14 protein-coding genes are annotated in these 19,019 nt (G+C 72.6%); 8 read left to right on the forward strand and 6 right to left on the reverse strand.

Features of this window, described 5'->3' with window-relative positions:
* Positions 1-326 precede the first annotated feature (326 nt).
* The 8 genes from xylB (at position 327) to ACFY8O_RS23650 (ending at position 10,712) form a co-directional block, all read left to right on the forward strand.
* Positions 327-1,820: a xylulokinase gene (gene xylB, locus ACFY8O_RS23615; protein WP_387905402.1), complete on the forward strand. Its 1,494-nt coding sequence runs from the start codon at positions 327-329 to the stop codon at positions 1,818-1,820.
* A 70-nt stretch (positions 1,821-1,890) separates the two neighbouring features.
* Positions 1,891-3,177: a VWA domain-containing protein gene (locus ACFY8O_RS23620; protein WP_387905404.1), complete on the forward strand. Its 1,287-nt coding sequence runs from the start codon at positions 1,891-1,893 to the stop codon at positions 3,175-3,177.
* Positions 3,177-4,019, forward strand: coding sequence for a hypothetical protein (locus tag ACFY8O_RS23625; protein WP_387905407.1), 843 nt, complete (start codon positions 3,177-3,179; stop codon positions 4,017-4,019). The genes ACFY8O_RS23620 and ACFY8O_RS23625 overlap by 1 nt, the downstream gene beginning before the upstream one ends.
* 159 nt (positions 4,020-4,178) lie before the next feature.
* A complete protein-coding gene (locus ACFY8O_RS23630; RefSeq protein ID WP_387905409.1) occupies positions 4,179-5,546 on the forward strand; it encodes a cytochrome P450 in 1,368 nt (455 codons plus the stop codon).
* 96 nt (positions 5,547-5,642) lie between these two features.
* Entirely contained in the window at positions 5,643-7,556 is a 1,914-nt protein-coding gene (locus ACFY8O_RS23635) for an ABC transporter ATP-binding protein (RefSeq protein WP_387905412.1), read from the forward strand.
* Positions 7,557-7,715: 159 nt separating this feature from the next.
* A complete protein-coding gene (locus ACFY8O_RS23640) occupies positions 7,716-8,183 on the forward strand; it encodes a DUF4334 domain-containing protein (RefSeq protein ID WP_387905416.1) in 468 nt (155 codons plus the stop codon).
* A 37-nt stretch (positions 8,184-8,220) separates the two neighbouring features.
* On the forward strand, positions 8,221-9,315 hold the full coding sequence (locus ACFY8O_RS23645) for a zinc-binding dehydrogenase (protein ID WP_387905418.1): 1,095 nt from the start codon (positions 8,221-8,223) through the stop codon (positions 9,313-9,315).
* Between the two features lie 206 nt (positions 9,316-9,521).
* Positions 9,522-10,712 carry a low temperature requirement protein A gene (locus ACFY8O_RS23650; RefSeq protein WP_387905421.1) on the forward strand — a complete coding sequence of 397 codons (1,191 nt, stop codon included), beginning with the start codon at positions 9,522-9,524 and terminating at the stop codon, positions 10,710-10,712.
* A 21-nt stretch (positions 10,713-10,733) separates the two neighbouring features.
* Here ACFY8O_RS23650 and ACFY8O_RS23655 read toward each other — a convergent pair whose 3' ends face one another.
* From ACFY8O_RS23655 to ACFY8O_RS23680, 6 genes are all read right to left on the reverse strand, one after another.
* Entirely contained in the window at positions 10,734-11,357 is a 624-nt protein-coding gene (locus tag ACFY8O_RS23655) for a maleylpyruvate isomerase family mycothiol-dependent enzyme (RefSeq protein WP_387905424.1), read from the reverse strand.
* 240 nt (positions 11,358-11,597) lie between these two features.
* Entirely contained in the window at positions 11,598-12,587 is a 990-nt protein-coding gene (locus ACFY8O_RS23660) for an ABC transporter substrate-binding protein (RefSeq protein WP_387905427.1), read from the reverse strand.
* 1 nt (position 12,588) lies between these two features.
* Positions 12,589-14,571: an ABC transporter permease gene (locus tag ACFY8O_RS23665; protein WP_387905430.1), complete on the reverse strand. Its 1,983-nt coding sequence runs from the start codon at positions 14,569-14,571 to the stop codon at positions 12,589-12,591.
* Positions 14,571-15,623 (reverse strand): quaternary amine ABC transporter ATP-binding protein, encoded by a 1,053-nt coding sequence (locus ACFY8O_RS23670; RefSeq protein ID WP_145811882.1) that lies wholly within the window; start codon positions 15,621-15,623, stop codon positions 14,571-14,573. Before ACFY8O_RS23670 ends, ACFY8O_RS23665 begins: the two co-directional genes overlap by 1 nt.
* Positions 15,620-17,215 (reverse strand): GMC family oxidoreductase, encoded by a 1,596-nt coding sequence (locus tag ACFY8O_RS23675; protein WP_387905433.1) that lies wholly within the window; start codon positions 17,213-17,215, stop codon positions 15,620-15,622. The genes ACFY8O_RS23670 and ACFY8O_RS23675 overlap by 4 nt, the downstream gene beginning before the upstream one ends.
* A gap of 75 nt (positions 17,216-17,290) precedes the next feature.
* The gene (locus tag ACFY8O_RS23680) at positions 17,291-18,835 is read right to left on the reverse strand and encodes an aldehyde dehydrogenase family protein (protein WP_387905435.1); all 1,545 of its coding nucleotides are present in this window, start codon (positions 18,833-18,835) and stop codon (positions 17,291-17,293) included.
* Positions 18,836-19,019: the final 184 nt, after the last annotated feature.

A 19,019-nucleotide genomic window follows, 5' to 3' on the forward strand; every position in this document is an offset into this window, starting at 1 on the left:
GCGGGACGCGTCGCGTCACCGAACGGGTCGTTGCCACGCCAGCCCACGGTCCACAGACCGAAGGTGAACCTGTCCGCGGGAGTGGGGGTGAAGCGTTCGGTCATGGTGTCTCCGCCTTCGCCTGCCTGGGGTCCGGAGCCGTCGTCAGTACCCCGGGCCTATTTGTTCACTGACATGATTAATTATGCACACGGCAGCGCGGTGACGTAACCCCCCGGGGGCACGAAACGGGGGCCGCCTCTGTTCGGAGCGCCATCGATCACGTAATTTGTTTGTCGCACTCCCAAAACCAGCACCACCGGAAACCGCACGAGAAGAGGTAGCCCATGCCGCCGCGTACCGTCGTCATCGGCGTGGACAGCTCCACCCAGTCCACCAAGGCTGCAGTCACCGACGCCGAGACGGGCGAGCTCCTCGCCGTCGGCCGCGCCCCGCACGTCGTCACGGGCGAGGGCGGGGCCCGCGAGACCGACCCCGAGATCTGGTGGCGGGCGCTCTGCGACGCCGTCGCGGCCGGCCTCAAGGAGTCCGGGCTCTCCGGGTCCTCCGTCACGGGCATCGCCGTCGCCGGGCAGCAGCACGGCCTCGTGGTCCTCGACGGGTCCGGCCGGCCGCTGCGCCCCGCGCTCCTGTGGAACGACACGCGCTCCGCGCCGCAGGCCTCCGCACTCGTCGCGGAGCTGGGCGGCCCCGAGGCATGGACCGCGCGCACCGGCACGGTGCCCGTCGCGTCCATGACGGCGACGAAGTGGCGGTGGCTGCGCGAGAACGACCCGGCGAACGCCGAGGCGACGGCCGCCGTGCGCCTCCCCCACGACTTCCTCACCGAGCGGCTCGCGGGCGTGGCCGCGACCGACCCGGGCGACGCGTCGGGGACCTGCTGGTACTCGACGGAGACGGGCGCCTACGACCCCGACCTCCTGGACCGCCTCGGCCTGGACGCGTCGATGCTGCCCGAGGTCGCCGCCACCGGCGGCACCCGCATCGGCTCCCTGACCGAGTCCGCCGCCGAGGCGCTCGGCCTGCCGGCCGGGATCGCCGTCGCGGCCGGCACCGGGGACAACATGAGCGCCGCGGTGGGCCTCGGACTGGGCGGAGCGGGGCTGCTCGACCACCCCGTCCTGAGCCTGGGCACCTCGGGCACGGTCTTCGCCGCCTCCCGGACGAGGCCCGCCTCCACGGCGCTCTCGGGGTTCGCGGCGGCCGACGGGACGTACCTCCCGCTGGCCTGCACCCTCAACTGCACCCTGGCCGTCGACAAGGTCGCCTCGCTGCTCGGCCTCCACCGTGACGACGCGACGCCCGGCGGCGAGGCCGTCCTCCTGCCGTATCTGGACGGCGAGCGCACCCCGGACCTGCCCACGTCGGCGGGGCTCCTCACCGGCCTGCGGCACGACACGACTCCGCAGCAGCTACTGGGCGCGGCGTACGAGGGCGCGGCCTTCACCGTGCTGCGCGCGCTCGACGAACTCCTGCGGGCGTGCGGCCTCGACCCGGCCGACCCGGAGGTCGCCTCCCGGCCCCTGCGGCTGATCGGCGGCGGTGCCCAGGGCCGTACCTGGGTCGAGACCGTCCGCCGCCTCTCCGGACGACCCCTGATCGTGCCCGGCAGCGGCGAACTGGTCGCGCTCGGCGCCGCGGCACTGGCGGCGTCGGCCGCAGGCGGCGGCGACCCGGTCGCCATCGCGACCCGCTGGAACGCGCGGTCCGACAACGCTGACGCCGACGCCGGGCTCCCGCCGCTGGAGCGGGACACCGAGACGTGGGAGCGCGTGGGTTCGGTGCTGGACAGGGCGGCACAGCCGCTGCTCGGCGGATGATCCGAGGCCCGAAATCGCGTCCCGCGGAGCGGTTTTGGGGGTGATCGCGGATCTTCAATAGGATCCGGCGATGATCACAAGAAAACGGCTGACGGCCGGGGTGTGCGTTCTGCTCGCCACCCTGGCCGCCGGACTCGGCACCGCTGTTCCCGCCGCGGCCGACGAACCCTCCGCCGCCCCGTCCCCCAAGGTCGAACTGGTCCTCGACGTCAGCGGTTCCATGCGGGCCCGCGACATCGACGGCCAGTCCCGGATATCCGCCGCCAAGCAGGCGTTCAACGACGTCCTCGACGCGGTGCCCGAGGAGGTCGAACTCGGCATCCGTACGCTCGGGGCGGACTACCCCGGCGACGACCGCAAGGTCGGCTGCAAGGACACCAAGCTGCTCTACCCGGTCGGCCCGCTCGACCGCACCGAGGCCAAGACCGCCGTCGCCACGCTGACGCCGACCGGCTGGACCCCCATCGGGCCCGCCCTGCTCGGCGCCGCCGACGACCTCCAGGGCGGGGACGCCACCCGGCGCATCGTCCTGATCACCGACGGCGAGGACACCTGCGGGCCGCTCGACCCCTGCGAGGTCGCGCGCGACATCGCCGCCCGGGGCATCCACCTCGTCATCGACACCCTGGGGCTGGTCCCGAACGCCAAGATCCGGCAGCAGCTGACGTGCATCGCCGAGGCCACCGGCGGGACCTACACGGCCGTCCAGCACACCGATGAACTCTCGGGCCGGGTCAAGCAGTTGGTGGACCGGGCCGCCGAGCCCGTCGTCACCCCGGTGGCGACCGAGGGCGCGGGCAGCTGCTCCGCGGCACCGCAGCTGAAGGCCGGGCTCTACACCGACCGCCAGGAGATCGGGAAGCACCGCTGGTACCGGGTGGACGTCCTGCCCGGCCAGGAACTGCGCGCCTCGGTGAGCGTGGCGGCGGACCGGGCCGTCAACGACGACTACGGGGTCCTCCTGCGGGCCGTGACCACGCACGGCCGGGAGATCGTCCGGGGCGCGGAGTCCGGCACGGGCCGTACGGACGCCGTCTCCACCGGGCTGCGCTACCCGAAGCCCGAGCAGGAGGACGACGACGTCTCCGGCGACGATCTGAAGCCCGCCGCCGAGGCCGTCTGTCTCCAGCTGAGCAACTCCTTCTCGGCGCCGCCGTCCGTGAAGACCACTCCGGGCATGCCCGTCGAGCTCACCATCGATCTGGTCGAGGGCCCCGACGACGCGTCCGACGTCGCCGCGTTCGGTCTGGGCCGCGGCTGGTGGCTGCTGGGCGTCATGGTGCTCACCGGTCTGCTCGCCGGCCTGCTGTTCGGCTGGATCTCGCGCTGGCGCGTTGCGGTCTGGAGGACCAACTGATGCGTACCCCCCGTAGAAACCGCCTGGGCCGTGCCTGTGCGGGCGTGCTGCTCGCCGGTGCCACCCTGTTCACCTCGGCGGGCGCGGCCGTCGCCGACGACCCGTCCGCGAGCGCGAGCCCCGAGGACGGGGAGGCCGCAGGGCCCACGGAGGCCGGCACGACCTTCCGCACCGCCACGGCGATCCAGCAGGAGGTGACGGCCACCGCCGACGCGTCCACGGGTGACTACCTGTACTGGGTCTTCCCCGCCGACGCGGGACAGCGGCCCACCGTACGCGCGAAGGTGAGCCTGCCCGAGAGCGCCACCCGGCACGGCGCCGCCACCTGGCAGGTCGACGTGTACGACGGGCTGCGCCGGAGGCAGGCCTGCGTGTACGGCCACCAGACCAGGAAGGCGGCACCGGACGCCGGCACCGTCGAGCTCTCCTGCGTGCTGCGGACGGTGCGGGCCTGGTCCGAGCCGTGGGCCTCGGATCCGCTGCCGGGCAGTTACTACGTCCGCCTGACGGTGGTCGGCCTGGCCGAGGAGGACCTGGGGCTCCCGGTCCACGTCGAGACCGGGGTCACCTCCGTGGCCCAGGGCGGCGCGCACGACGTCGGCGGCGCCCTCGCCGAACCCCTGGTGCCCGGCGTCTCCCTGACCTCGGCGCGGCAGGACGGCGACTCCACGCAGGCCGCCCCGCTCGGCAGCGAGCCCGAGGACGGCTGGTCCTCCGGCTGGTGGACGGACCGCTGGCTGTGGACCGTGGGCGGTGGGGTCCTCGCCGCGCTGGCCGCGGTGTTCGGATACGGCCTCACCCGCGGCGCCGGCCGTCCCTCCCGGGTCCCGCCGGGGGTCTGACCGCTCCGCCGTCCCCCCGTCCCGAGGGCCGCCGTCATCCACCGGCGGCCCTCGGGCATGCCCGGCGCGGCCCGGCCCTCTCGCCCGTCGAACCCACGGCCGATTGGCACTAGGCTGGCCAACTCACGTACCGCGTACGGCAGATGACGGGAGTTCCCCATGTCCACGGAAACCGGTGCGGCCCTCGGGACCGAGCCACGCCGTCACCGGGTCGTCCAGGGGCCGAGGGGGCTCCCCCTCCTGGGGAGCCTGCCGCAGTTCGGCAAGAACCCCCTGGCCTTCTTCGAGCGCCTGCGCGGATACGGCGACATGGTGAGCTGGCGCTTCGGACGCAACCACTGCGTCTTCGTCGCCGACCCGGAGTGCATCGGCGATCTGCTCACCGAGACGGAACGCACCTTCGACCAGCCGCTGCTGGGCATCGCCTTCCGCACGGTCATGGGCAACGGCGTCGTCGTCGCGCGCGGGCCCGACTGGCGGCGCAAGCGCTCACTGGTGCAGCCATCGGTGCGTCCCAAGCAGGTGACGTCGTACGCCTCCACGATGACCGCGTGCACGGTGGAGCTGGCGGACACCTGGTCGGACGGTGAACGGGTCGACGTCAAGCGCGTGATGGCGGCCCTGACCCAGAAGATCGCCGTCCGCACCATCTTCGGAGTGGACACCCCGGCCGACGCCGAGTCGATGGGCCGGGCCATGGACATCGCGCAGCAGGAGATCGGCAAGGAGTTCAGCGGCCTCGGCGCCGTCCTGCCCGACTGGGTGCCGACCCCCGGGCGGGCGAGGATCAAGAAGGCCGCCCGGGTGATCGACGCCGAGGTGGGGCGTGTGGTGGCCCGCCATCGCGACGGGGACGGGGAGCGCCCCGACCTGCTGAGCCGGCTGCTCACCGCGGTGGACGAGACCGGGGCGCACCTCTCCGACAAGGAGATCCGCGACGAGACGGTCACGCTGTACATCGGTGGCCACGAGACGACCAGTTCGACGCTGGTGTGGGCCTGGTACCTGCTGTCGCGCAACCCGCACGCACGGGAGGCGCTCGCCCAGGAGCTGGACCGGGTGCTCGGCGACCGTGAGCCGGGGATCGAGGACTACGCCCGGCTGACGTACGCCCAGGCGGTGGTGAAGGAGACCCTGCGGCTGTATCCGACGATCTGGCTGGTCACCGGGATCGCCAAGGAGGGGGCCCGGATCGGCGGCGTACCGATGCCGGTGGGGACGCGGGTGTGGAGCAGCCAGTGGGCCACGCACCGGGACGAGCGGTGGTTCCCCGAGCCCGAGGCGTTCCGCCCGGAGCGCTGGGACGCGCAGGAGGGGGACGAGATCCCGGAGTACGCCTGGTTCCCCTTCGGCGGCGGGCCCCGGGTCTGCCTGGGTACGCGTTTCGCGATGGTGGAGGCGGTCCTGGTCCTCGCCGTCCTGGCCCGGCGCTTCGAGCTGGAGGTGGACCCCGGCCCCGTGAACCCCGTCCCGACGCTCACCCTTCAGCCGGACCGTGAGGTCATGGCGACCGTACGGGCGCGCTGAGCGCACCGTCGGGTGAAGCCGACGGGGAACCCTTGACCTCATGTTTGCTTGAGGTCTTAGCGTTCCGTGCGTACCCACCGCTCATGGAGGCACCGCATGGACATGGAAGTCACCGCGTGGCATTCGCTGCACAGCACGATGAACGCGCAGCAGGACCGCAGACCCTTCTCCCGGGCCACACTGCGCCGCATCGCGGTGTTCGCCCGGCCGCACCGGGGCAGGATCGTCCGCTTCCTGCTGCTGAGCGTGGTCACCGCCCTGCTGGCCGTGGCGACCCCGGTGCTGGCCGGCGGGGTCGTCGACGCGATCGTGCGGGGCGAGGAACCCTCCACCGTCATCCGGCTCGCCGCGCTCATCGCGGTGATCGCCGTGGCCGAGGCGGGGCTCGGGCTCCTCGTCCGGTGGCTGTCGGCCACCCTCGGTGAGGGGCTGATCCTGGACCTGCGGACCGCGGTGTTCGACCACGTCCAGCGGATGCCGGTGGCGTTCTTCACCCGGACCCGGACCGGCGCGCTGGTCAGCCGGCTCAACAACGACGTGATCGGGGCGCAGCGGGCGTTCAGCAACACGCTGTCGGGGGTCGTCTCCAACCTCGTCACCCTGCTGCTGACCCTGGGCGTGATGCTCACCATCTCCTGGCAGATCACGCTGCTCGCACTGGTCCTGCTGCCGGTGTTCGTCGTCCCCGCCCGCCGGATGGGCACCCGGATGGCGGCACTCCAGCGGGAGGCCGCCGGCCACAACGCCACCATGGGCACCCAGATGACCGAGCGCTTCTCGGCACCGGGCGCCACGCTCGTCAAGCTCTTCGGGCGCCCGGCCGACGAGTCCGCCGAATTCGCCGCCCGGGCGGGCCGGGTGCGTGACATCGGCATCCGTACGGCGATGCTCCAGTCCACCTTCATCACCGCCCTGACCCTGGTGTCGGCGCTCGCCCTCGCCCTGGTCTACGGACTGGGCGGCTTCTACGCGCTGCGCGGCAGCCTGGAGCCCGGGGCCGTCGTCGCCCTGGCCCTCCTCCTCACCCGGCTCTACGCCCCGCTGACGGCACTGGCCGGTGCCCGCGTCGAGGTGATGAGCGCCCTGGTCAGCTTCGAGCGGGTCTTCGAGATCCTGGACCTGGAACCGCTGATCAGCGAGAAGCCGGACGCGCGTGACGTGCCGGAAGGGCCGGTGTCCGTGGAGTTCGACGACGTCTCCTTCGGCTACCCCTCCGCCGACAAGGTCTCCCTCGCCTCACTGGAGGAGGTCGCCGCACTCGACACGGGTGGCGGCACCCAGGTGCTGCACGGCATCTCGTTCACCGCGGAGCCGGGCCGGATGGTCGCGCTCGTGGGTTCGTCCGGAGCGGGAAAGTCGACGATCGCCCAGCTGCTCCCCCGGCTGTACGACGCCGACGCCGGTGCGGTGCGGCTGAACGGCGTCGACGTACGCGATCTGACGGCGGACTCGATCAGGAGGACGCTGGGCATGGTGACCCAGGACGGGCACCTCTTCCACGAGTCGGTGCGCGCCAATCTGCTGCTCGCCCGGCCGGAGGCCACCGAGGAGGAGATCTGGGACGCCCTGCGCCGCTCACGCCTGGACGGGCTGGTGGCCTCCCTGCCCGAGGGCCTGGACACGGTGGTCGGCGAGCGGGGATACCGGCTCTCCGGGGGCGAGCGCCAACGGCTCACCATCGCGCGGCTGCTGCTGGCACGTCAGCGGGTGGTGATCCTGGACGAGGCGACCGCGCACCTGGACTCCACCTCCGAGGCCGCCGTGCAGGAGGCCCTGGCCGAGGCACTGGAAGGCCGCACGGCCGTGGTCATCGCCCACCGGCTCTCGACGGTGCGGGCCGCCGACCTGATCCTGGTCGTCGAGGACGGCCGGGTCGTCGAGCGCGGCACGCACGACGAGCTGCTGGCCGCGGGCGGACGCTACGAGGAGCTGCACCGCACCCAGTTCGAGCGTCCGGACGCGGTGGCCGCGAAGCGCGCGGAGTCCACCGGGGACCACGCGGTGCGCTGAGCGCGCCCGCCGTCGCACCCGCCGCCCGTTCACGGCCCCGTGCCGGGCGCCTCCGGCCACCCGCCCTCCCCGGACGCCGAGCCGCCCGCCCCCTGGCCCTGCGCGACACAGTGATACATACTGCGGATGTTTGTTTCACATCGCTGAGGAGGGAAGCCGATGGACATCGACGAGGCGCGGACCCGGTTCGCGGTCCTGCGGACCAAGGACTCCACCGTCCCCACCGAGGAACTCGACGCCATCTGGGCCGCGTTGCCGACCGTGCGCGTCGAGGAGATCCTCGGTGAGTGGCGGGGCGGCGAGTTCGACACCGGGCACCCGCTCAACGGCTTCCTGCAGAAGGCCGGTTGGTACGGCAAGACGTTCGTCTCCGCCGCCGACGCCAAGCCGCTGATCGTGCGCGGCGAGGACGGCACGCTGTACAGCGACACCGAACTGGGCAAGGGCGAGGCCAGCCTGTGGATGATCGTGTTCCGGGGTGAGTCGACGGCCACCATGGTCTACGACGGCCAGCCGGTCTTCGACCACTTCAAGGCGGTCGACGAGCGCACCCTCATGGGAATCATGAACCGCAAGGGCACGGGCGCGGACGGCCCCTTCTACTACTTCCACCTCGACCGGGTCTGAGCCGGACAGGGCGGGGGGCGGCAGGGAAGGAGTCAGGGTGAGAGCCGCGGTGGTGGACGCGCTGGGCAGCGGATTCGTCGTGCGGGACGTCGACATCGACGGGCCGCAGGGCCGCGAGGTGCTGGTGGAGGTGAGGGCGTCAGGCCTCTGCCACACCGATCTCACCTTCGCCACCCACGCGTTCGCGGGCTGTCCCCCGCCGGTGGTCCTGGGACACGAGCTCGCGGGCGTCGTCACGGCCGTCGGCCCGCACGCCGCTTCCTTCTCCGCCGGGGACCATGTCGTGGGCTGCCTCGTCCAGTGGTGCGGCACCTGCCCGGCATGCCTCGACGGCAGGGCCTACCAGTGCGCGAACCCGGGGGCCACGCTGCGCGATCCCGCGAAGGACGGCCCCCGGCTCAGCCGTGCGGGCCTGCCCGTCACCCAGGGGATGGGGCTGGGTGCCTTCGCCCAGCAGGCCCTCGTCCACGAGAACCAGCTGACCGCTGTCCCACGCCGGCTGCCGTTCGCGCCGGCCGCCCTCCTGGGGTGCGGGGTGCTGACCGGTGCGGGATCCGTCCTCAACGGCGCGCGTGTCCGGGCAGGTGAGACCGTGGCGGTGATCGGCGCCGGGGGCGTCGGGCTCAACGCGGTCGCCGCGGCGAGGCTCGCGGGCGCTTCCCGCGTCGTCGCGGTCGACGTGCAGGACGGCACCCTGCGGCGTGCGCGCCAGTTCGGCGCGACGGACGTGGTCAACTCCGCCGCCGTGGACGCCGTCGCGGCCGTCCGCGAGCTGACCGGGGGCGGGGTGCGCCACGCCTTCGACGTCGTCGGTGTGGCGGCGACGACGGAACAGGCGCTGCGCATGACGGCCCGCGGGGGCGGTGTGTACATCGTCGGCCTGGCGGGCAGCGGAGGAGAGCTGAAGCTCTCGCTGCCCCGGCTGCTGCTGGAGCAGAAGAGCATCCAGGGCCTGATCATGGGATCGGGGAACCCCCGGCGGGACATCCCCCGTTACGCGGACCTGTACCTCCAGGGGCGACTGGACCTCGACGGCCTCGTCTCCCGGCGGATCTCCCTGGACACGATCGACGCCGGTTACGCGGCGGCACGCGACCCCGAAGTGGCCCGGGTCGTCATCACGTCCTTCTGAACCCGCGCCGCCGTCCTCGTCCGGTGCCGGTACGGCCGTGAGCAGCGGGAACGGGCCTGTCGGCGTTGCGCGCACTCGGGGCCCGCTCGTAACGTGACGGTGTCCGCCGAGCCGGCCCGCCTCCGGGACCGGCCGGGGCGGGCCCCCGCCGTCCTCGGGACCGGCGGGGGCCGCACTGCCCCTCCCACCGCTGAAACCGGGTACGCATGAGTCAGTCACACTCCGCCGTCGGCGCATGGCACCGGCCGATGGTCGCCCGCCTCGCCGGCGAGGAACACCGCACGGCGACGGCGCTGGAGCTGTTCTTCGACCTGTGCTTCGTCACCGCCGTCGCCCAGGCCTCCGCCGCCTTCGAGCACGAGCTCGCCGAGGGGCACATCGGCGACGGGGTCCTCGGCTACGCGATGGTGTTCTTCGCGATCTGGTGGGCCTGGATGAACTTCACCTGGTTCGCCTCCGCCTACGACACGGACGACGTCCCGTACCGGCTCCTCACGCTGGTCCAGATCACCGGTGCGCTGATCGTGGCCGCCGGAGCGGCCGACGCCCTCCAGCACGAGGACTTCACTGTCATCACGTGGGGTTACGTCGTCATGCGGCTCGCCATGGTGACGCAGTGGCTGCGCGCCGCCCGCTCGGACCCCCAACGGCGGCGCTCCTGTGTACGGTACGCCGTCGGCATCCTGATCGTGCAGGTCGGCTGGGTGGCCCGGCTCGCGCTGCCCGAGGACTGGGGCCTGCCGCTGTTCGCGGTCCTGGTCGTGGCCGAACTCGCCGTACCCGTCTGGGCCGAGAGCGCCGCCATGACCACCTGGCACCCCCACCACATCGCCGAGCGGTACGGCCTGTTCACCCTCATCGTCCTCGGCGAGACCATGACCGCGGCGACCGCGGCCGTCCGTACGGCCCTCGACGACGAGACGGCGCTCGGCGACATCGCGACCCTGGTCGTCGGTGGAGTGCTCACCGTCTTCGCCCTGTGGTGGCTCTACTTCGCGCAGAACGCCCCGCAGCGGCTCGACAGCCTCAGGTCGGCGATCCTCTGGGGCTACGGCCACTACGCCGTCTTCGCCTCGGCCGCCGCGGTCGGCGCCGGGCTGGCGGTCAACGTCGCCCACACCACCGGTCACGGCCACCTCTCCGACGGGGCGGCGGCAGCGGTGTTCACCGTTCCGGTGGCCGTGTTCATCACCCTGGTGTGGCTGCTCCACCACCGTGGCGCCGAGATCCGCAGCCGGAACGACCTCATCCACCCGGTGGTGGTCCTCGGAGTACTGGCGATGACGTTCACCCCGGTCCCGGTCCTGGCCACCGGCATCCTCGCCGCACTGCTCGTCGCGGCGACACTGGTGGTGGCATCGCGGGCGCGTGGACGGGCGGCTCTGCCGACGGCCTGAGCGGGTCCGCCGGTGGTGGGGTCAGACGGCCGCGGCCAGCACGGTGACGCCCTCCCCCTCCAGATCGTCCAGCGCCACCCGCCGACGGGAGACGGCCAGGAGCAGCGAGAGCGCCGGGCCTCGCACCTCCGGGCCCTCACCGACCGACACGTCCGCGTCCGAAGCCGTCAGACGGGCGCGTGCCACGATCTCCTTGGCACCGCCGAAGGAGGCCGGCGTCCGGGCCTGCAGACGCAGCGACCGGGCGATGGCCTCCTTCGGGTAGGAGCGGACGAGCCCCAGCGGCCGGCGGATGTCCTCACCGTGCACGATCTCCTCCACGAGCCTGCTGTCGAGGGGCGCCGGCGGGGTCGAGGTGCGCGAAGCCACGCACCGCAGCCGCTGCAGCGTCTCCGCCGGCGAGGAGCCGCGTTCGCGCTCGACACCGCGGGCGTTCTGACGGTCGAAGTCGAACCGCGCCCGGGCGAGGCCGATCAGGAAACCCGGGCGGGTCGTCCGGGCCGTGTCGACCAGGTGGGCGACGACGTCGTGCACGGTCCAGCCCGCGCAGAGCGAGGGCTCGTCCCACTGCTCGTCGTCGAGACGTTCGAGATCACCGATGAGCGCCGCACGCTCCGCGTGGACCATCGGCCAGACATCCTTCATGGTTTCCTCCCTCGGCGGACCGCGGCATCTGCCGGGGCAGACTCGCCGCGCTCCGGAAACTCGTCGGCCCCGTCCGCCGCCGCGACGCTCGCGGTGCCGGCACGAGCATCATGGCGGAGCGGGTGCCCCCGGAGGCGGCGCAACGGCGAGGCGCGGCCACGCACGGCCCGGGACGGCCCCGGCCGCCGCGGCTGGTGCCGCGGCGGCCGACGGTGGGACGGGGCCTGGCCCCGGATCAGGTCACCGGTCCAGCCACTTCTTCCAGGTGCCGGGGTGCTTCTCGATCCAGCGTCCCGCCGCCTCGTCGGGCGTCAGCCGCTCGGAGGCGATCAGCTCGGAGACCTCGTTCTGGTCCTTCTCCGACCAGTGGAACTTCTTCAGGAACGAGGCCGCGTCCCCGCCGCGCTTCGCGAAGCCCGCGTTGAGGTACTTCTGGAGCGGGGTCGTCGGGTAGGCGCAGTCGATGTCCTCCGGGGCTTTGGCGGCGCAGGCCTCGGAGTACTCGGGCAGCTTCACCTCGACCATCGGGACCTCGTTGAACAGCCACTGCGGCTGGTACCAGTAGCTGAGGAAGGGCTTCTTCTCCTTCGCGAACTGCTGCATCTGGGTGATCTGCGCGGCCTCGGAGCCGGCGAACACGACCTTGTAGTCCAGGCCGAGATTCTTGACCAGCGCCTTGTCGTTGGTGACGTAGGACGGCGAACCGTCCATCAGCTGGCCCTTGTCGCCGCTCTCCGGGGTGCGCAGCTCGTCGGCGTACTCGTCGAGGTTCTTCCAGTCCGTGACGTCCGGGTGCGCGTCCGCCCAGTACTTGGGGACGTACCAGCCGATGTGGCCCGTGACGCCGAGGTCGCCCCCGGAGACGATGGTCTTCTTGTCCTCGACGTACAGCTTCTCCTGGTCGGGGTGGCCCCAGTCCTCCAGGATGGCGTCCACCCTGCCCTGGCTGAGGGCGTCCCAGGCGGGTACCTCGTCCGTCTGGACCAGGTCGACGCGGTAGCCGAGTTCGTCCTCGAGGATCTTCTGGGCGACGGCCACGTTCGCCTGCGCGCCGACCCAGGACTGCACGGAGAGCGTGACGGTCCTGATGTCCGCGGGGGCGGCGAACGGGGAGGCCTGCTTCGTCATGTCCGCCGCGCCGCAGCCGGTGACGGCGAGCATGGCGCCGGCCGAGACGACGATCGCGGAGGTCCGCAGACGGGCTCGGGCGCGGATCCGGGTGCGAGCCATGTCAGCTCTCCTTCCGCTGGAGGCGGGTGGTGGGCTGGGTGACACGGTCCAGCATCAGCCCCAGGCAGACGATGGCGGCGCCCGCGACGAGCCCGGTGGCCAGGTCGCCCTGGGCCAGGCCGAACACGACGTCGTAGCCGAGCGCCCCGGAGCCGACGAGGCCGCCGATGATGACGACCGCGAGGACCAGCACGACGCCCTGGTTGACGGCGAGCAGCAGGGCGGGCCTGGCCAGCGGGAGCTGGACCTGGCGCAGTTGCTGGCCGCTGGTGGCGCCGAGCGAGCGGGCGCACTCCAACGCGGCGGGGTCCACGCCCCGCAGGCCCTGGGTCGTGATGCGGACGACGGCGGGCAGCGCGTAGACGACGGCCGCGGCGGCGGCGGGGGCGCGGCCGACACCGAAGAGGGCGACGACGGGGATGAGGTAGACGAACTGCGGCATCGTCTGGAAGACGTCCAGGACGGGCCGCAGCAGCCGTTCCAGGCGGCGGCTGCGCGCGGCGCCGATGGCGACGGCGAAGCCCAGGACGAGCGTGACGGCGACGGCGGCGAGGACCTGGCCGAGGGTGTCCATCGACACGTCCCAGACACCGAGGACCCCGATGGCCGCCATGGCGAGCACGGCGGTGAGCGCGGTGCGCCACGTGCCGATCGTCCAGGCGAGCGCGGCGACGATCAGCAGCACGGACCACCAGGGCAGCGCCTGCAGCCCGTCGCGCAGCGGGTTGAGGATCCAGTTGGTGAAGTGGGCCGCCCAGTCGGCGGTTCCGCCGATGACGGGGATGCCGGTGTAGAGGTGGTCGACCATCCAGTCCTTGGCGGTGTTGACCGGGCCCGCGATGGCGAGGACACCGCCGTCGGGCCAGACGCGGCCGCCGGTGAAGCGGCCCACGACGGCGACGGCCGCGGCGGTCAGGGCGGCGAGGGCCCAGCCGCGTGCCCCGCGCAGGGCGGCGGGGCCGGTGGGGTCCGTACCGATCTTCCGGCCGGCCGCCTCGGTCGTACGGTCCAGGACGACGGCGAGCAGCACGATGGGGATGCCCGCGGCGAGCGCGGCTCCGACGTCGACGGAGGACAGCGCCTGGTACACGCGGTCACCGAGGCCGCCGGCGCCGATGACGGAGGCGATGACGGCCATGGACAGCGCCATCATGATGGTCTGGTTGAGGCCGAGGAGGAGTTCCTTGCGGGCCAGCGGCAGTCGGGCGCTCAGGAGGCGCTGCCGGCCGGTCGCGCCGAGCGAGGTGACGGCCTCCATGACGCCGGCGTCGGCGCCGCGCAGTCCGAGTACGGCGAGCCGGGCCATCGGCGGCGCCGCGTAGACGACGGTCGCGAGGACCGCGCCGGGCACGCCGATGCCGAAGACCAGCACGACGGGCAGCAGATAGGCGAAGGCGGGCAGCACCTGCATGGTGTCAAGGACGGGGCGCAGGACGCGGAACGTACGGTCCGAGAGGCCCGCGGCGAGCCCGAGGAGCAGGCCCAGCACCACGGAGGCGAGGACCGCGACGACCATCAGGGCGAGCGTCTGCATCGTCGGCACCCACATGCCGAGCAGTCCGCAGGCCAGGAAGGACAGTCCCGCGGTCAGCGCAAGGCGCCATCCGGCCGTGCGCCAGGCGACGAGCGCGGCGAGGGCGGTGACTCCGGCCCAGCCGAGGGCGAGGAGCGCCAGGTAGACGCCGCGCACGGACAGGACGACGGCGTTGCTGATGTGGCCGAAGAAGTAGAGGAAGAGCGGGTGACTGTCGCGGTTGCCGATGATCCAGTCGTTGACCTCGCCGAGGGGTCCGCCGAGGTCGACCGTCAGGGCCGCCGGCCAGGCCCCGCCGCCCCAGCGGGCGTGCGCGAGGGGTACCGCGACGGCGGCGATCACCAGCAGCACCAGGATCTTGCCGAGGGCGGGACGGCCGCGCAGAGCCGCGGAAAGGGCGTTCCCCGGGGGTCCGGACACGGTACCGGTGGTGGCTTGGGCGGTGGCCATCAGACGGTCACCTCACGGACTCCCGTGCCCGCCACCACGTCCAGCAGGCAGGCGTGGTCGACGACGCCGAGCAGCCTGCCGCCCTCCATGACGCGGGCGACCGGCTCGCCGGAGCGGGAGACGGCCTCGATGGCCTCGGAGACGGTGGCACCGGGCCGGAGGGCGGGGCCGCCGCCGGCCTCCCCCGCGGTCGGCGGACGCATGGCGGTCGCCACGGTGAGGACCTGCTCGCGGGGCACGTCCCTGACGAACTCGCGTACGTAGTCGTCGGCGGGCGAGCCCACGATCTCCTCGGGGGTGCCGAGCTGGACGATCCCGCCGTCACGCATCAGCGCGATGCGGGTGCCCAGGCGGAGCGCCTCGCTGAGGTCGTGGGTGATGAAGACCATGGTGCGGCCCTCCTCGCGGTGCAGCCGTACGACTTCGTCCTGCATCTCCCGCCGGATCAGCGGGTCGAGTGCGCTGAACGGTTCGTCGAAGAGGAGGACGGAGGGGTCCACCGCGAGGGCGCGGGCCAGACCGACGCGCTGCTGCTGTCCGCCGGAGAGCTGGGCGGGGCGGCGGCCTTCGAGGCCGGCGAGGCCTACCTTCTCCACGAGTCCGGCGGCCCTGGCGCGCCGTTCGGCCCTGCCGAGGCCCTGGATCTCCAGGCCGTAGGCGACGTTGTCGAGCACCGTGCGGTGCGGCAGCAGCCCGAAGTGCTGGAAGACCATGGCGGCGCGGTGGCGGCGCAGTTCGCGCAGCCGGGTGGTGTCCATGCCCAGGACGTCCTCGCCGTCGATGGCGAGGGTGCCGCTGGTGGGTTCGATGAGCCGGGTCAGACAGCGTACGAGGGTGGACTTGCCGGAGCCGGAGAGGCCCATGACGACGAAGACCTCGCCCTTGTGCACGTCGAAGGAGACGTCGCGCACCGCCGCGGTGCAGCCGGTGCGCTCGCGCAGTTCGGCGGGCGGCAGTTCGGCGTGCTCGCTGCCGGGGATGCGGTCGGCCTTGGGCCCGAAGACCTTCCAGAGGTTCCGGACGCTGAACACGGGGGTGCCGGCTTCGCTCATCGGACATCGCCTCCGGTGGTCGGGGTGGTTCGGAGCAGTTCGGCGCACTTCTCGCCCACCATCAGGACACCGATCATGGGGTTCACGGCGGGCATGGACGGGAAGACGGACGCGTCGGCGATGCGGATGCCCTCCAGGCCCTGGATCCGCAGCTGGGGGTCGACGACGGCCTCCGGGTCGCCCACGGCCCCGATGCGGCAGGTTCCCGCGGGGTGGTAGACGGTGTGCGCGACCTTGCGGGCGTACTCGCTGATGTCCTCGTCGGAGGTGACCTCGAGCCCGGGGCACACCTCGCGCTTGAGCCAGTGGGCCAGCGGTTCGGTCTTCGCTATCTCGCGGGCGAGCTTGATGCCGTCGACGAGGGTGCGGCCGTCGTAGTCGTCCTCGTCGGTGAAGTAGCGGAAGTCCAGGGCCGGTTTGGCCTCGGGGTCGGCGCTCGTGAGGTAGAGACGGCCGCGGCTGCGCGGCTTGGGGATGTTCGGGGTCATCGACACGCCGTGCTCGGGCTTCTCGTAGCCGAGGCGCTCCGGGTTGTCGGTGAAGGGGATCTGGTAGAAGTGGAACATCAGGTCGGGGCCCCGGGATCCGGGGTCCCTGCGCACGAAGAGGCCCGCGTCGGAGTCCATCGCGGAGTTCTCGGGGATGGGTCCGTCGGTCTCCCAGACGATGACCGACTCGGGGTGGTCGAGCAGGTTCTCGCCGACGCCCGGGAGGTCGTGCACGACGGGGATGCCGAGCTCGGTCAGGTCCTTCGCCGGTCCGACGCCGGAGTGCATCAGCAGCCGGGGGGTGTCCACCGCGCCCGCGCAGACGATCACTTCGCGCCCGGCGCGCAGGAAGGTCTCCTCCCCGTTCTTGTCCCGTACGTGCACCCCGGTGGCCCGGTGGCCGTCGAACTCCAGGCGGTACGCCCACGTCTCCAGCAGGATCGTGAGATTGGGGCGGTCGCCGGCCTCGATGTGGGGGTGGAGATAGGCGACGGAGGCGGAGGAACGCTTGTTGTTCTCCGGGTGGTAGGCCAGGTCGAAGAAGCCCGCGCCCTCGTGGAACGGCTTCTTGTTGAAGCCGTCCACGCGCGGGACCCCGGCCGCCGCCTGGGCGGCGTCGACGAAGTCGCGGGCGATGGCGTTCCGGTCCTTCTCGTCGACGGGCACGATGTTGTTGCGCAGCCGGGCGAAGTAGGGATCCATGGCGGCGGCGTCCCAGCCGCCGGCCCCGGCCTCGGCCCACTCGTCCCAGTCGCCGGGCAGCGGCTTGAAGCTGATCAGGGTGTTGTGCGAGGAGCAGCCGCCGAGGACCCGGGCGCGGCTGTGCCGGATGTGGGAGTTGCCGCGCGGCTGTTCGGTGGTGGGGTAGTCGTAGTCGAGGTCGCCGCCGAGGAGGCCGAGCCAGCGGCGGAGCGTGAGGACGTCCTCGCGGTCGATGTCGGTCGGTCCGCCCTCGATGACGGTGACCGTGACATCGGGGTCCTCGGTGAGCCGCGAGGCGATGACGGATCCGGCCGTGCCTCCTCCGACGATCACGTAGTCGGCGGGCTCCGGACGGGCGCCGCCGGAGGGGCCGGGGCGTGCGGTGCTGGGGGACGGGGGCATCGGTCACTGCTCCTTCTGCAAGGTTCGTGCGTGTGCGTGGTGCCGCGAACAGCTGGGGGGAAGGGCCGTTTCCGGTCAGCCCGCGAACCAGCGCTGGGGGCGCGGGTTCAGGTTCTGGTAGATGTGCTTGGACTCCCGGTACTCGGCCAGTCCGGTGGGGCCGAGCTCACGGCCGGTCCCGGACCTGCCGAAACCGCCCCACTCCGCCTGCGGGAGGTAGGGGTGGTAGTCGTTGATCCAGACGGTGCCGTGCCGCAGCCGGGCGGCGACGCGGCGGGCGCGTCCCGCGTCGGTGGTCCAGACGGCGCCCGCGAGGCCGTAGTCGGTGTCGTTGGCCAGGGTGACGGCCTCCTCCTCCGTCCGGAAGGTCTCCACGGTGAGGATCGGGCCGAAGGTCTCCTCGCGGACCACCCTCATCGCACGGTGGCAGCCGTCCAGCACGGTCGGCCGGTAGAAGTAGCCGCTCGCGGGACGGACGTCCGAGGGCTCGGGGCGGGCGCCTCCGGAGCGGACGACCGCACCCTCCTCCCGGGCGGACGCCACGTACGCCTCGACCTTGGCGAGCTGCTGCGCGGAGACGAGAGGGCCGCACTCGACTCCGTCGACGGTGCCGCGGCCGAGCCGGATCGCGTCGGCGCGGCGGGCGAGTTCGGTGACGAAGCGGTCGCGGACGGACTCCTCGACGATGAGCCGGGCCCCGGCGGAGCAGACCTGGCCGCTGTGGAAGAACGCGGCGTTCAGCGCCTGGTCGACGGCCGTGTCGAAGCCCTCCTCGGTGGCGCAGGCGTCGGCGAACACCACGTTGGGGTTCTTGCCGCCGAGCTCCAGGGCGACCTTCTTGACGGTGGGGGCCGCGGCCTGGGCGACCTTCGTCCCGCTGGCCAGGCCGCCGGTGAAGGAGACGAGGTCGACGTCGGGGTGCTCGGAGAGCCGCGCGCCGACGGGCGCGCCCGCGCCCGTCACGAGGTTGGCGACGCCGTCGGGCAGCCCGGCCTCGGCGAGCAGCCGCACCAGGTGGACGGTGGAGAGCGGGGTGACCTCGCTGGGCTTGAGCACGAAGGTGTTGCCCGCCGCGAGGGTCGGGGCGATCTTCCAGCTGGCCTGGAGCAGCGGGTAGTTCCAGGGGGTGATCAGGGCACAGACGCCGACGGGCTCGTGCACGACGACGCTGTGCACGTCGGGGTCCCCGGCGTCGACGACCCGGCCGCCGCTCTCGTTCATGACGAGGTCGGCGAAGTAGCGGAAGGCGTTCGTGACGTCGTCGACGTCGACGCGCCCTTCCTCCAAGGTCTTGCCGGTGTCACGGCTCTCCGTGATCGCGATCTCCTCGCGGTCCCGCTGGAGGAGGACGGCAACCCTGCGGAGCAGCCCGGCGCGCTCGGCGACCGGCCGGTGCGGCCACGGGCCGTCGTCGAAGGCACGGCGAGCGGCGGCCACGGCCGTGTCGGTGTCCTCCACACCGGCCTCGGCGACGACGGCCAGGACCGTGGCGTCCGCGGGGTCGAGGATCTCCCGCGTGGCTCCGGAGACGGCGGGGAGCCAGCTCCCGTCGATGTGTACGGTCGCGAGCGCCGCAACTGAGGTCTCGGCGTGGGGAGCCGACGTAGGGGTAGCCGACATGTGAGGGGTCTGCCTTCCGTGCCTGGGCTGCTCCGCACGGTCGGGGCGCGGAGCACTGGTCCGTGCCGGCGGGCCACGGGTTCGGCACGCACCGGCAGCCTGGACACCTCTCCGGCGCCGCCGGATGTATGCCGAGAACTTCACCGTCAGTGACATGTCTCACTGGCGGTGTCTCACTGGTGGT

Source organism: Streptomyces argenteolus, assembly GCF_042902585.1.
Classification (GTDB): domain Bacteria; phylum Actinomycetota; class Actinomycetes; order Streptomycetales; family Streptomycetaceae; genus Streptomyces; species Streptomyces argenteolus.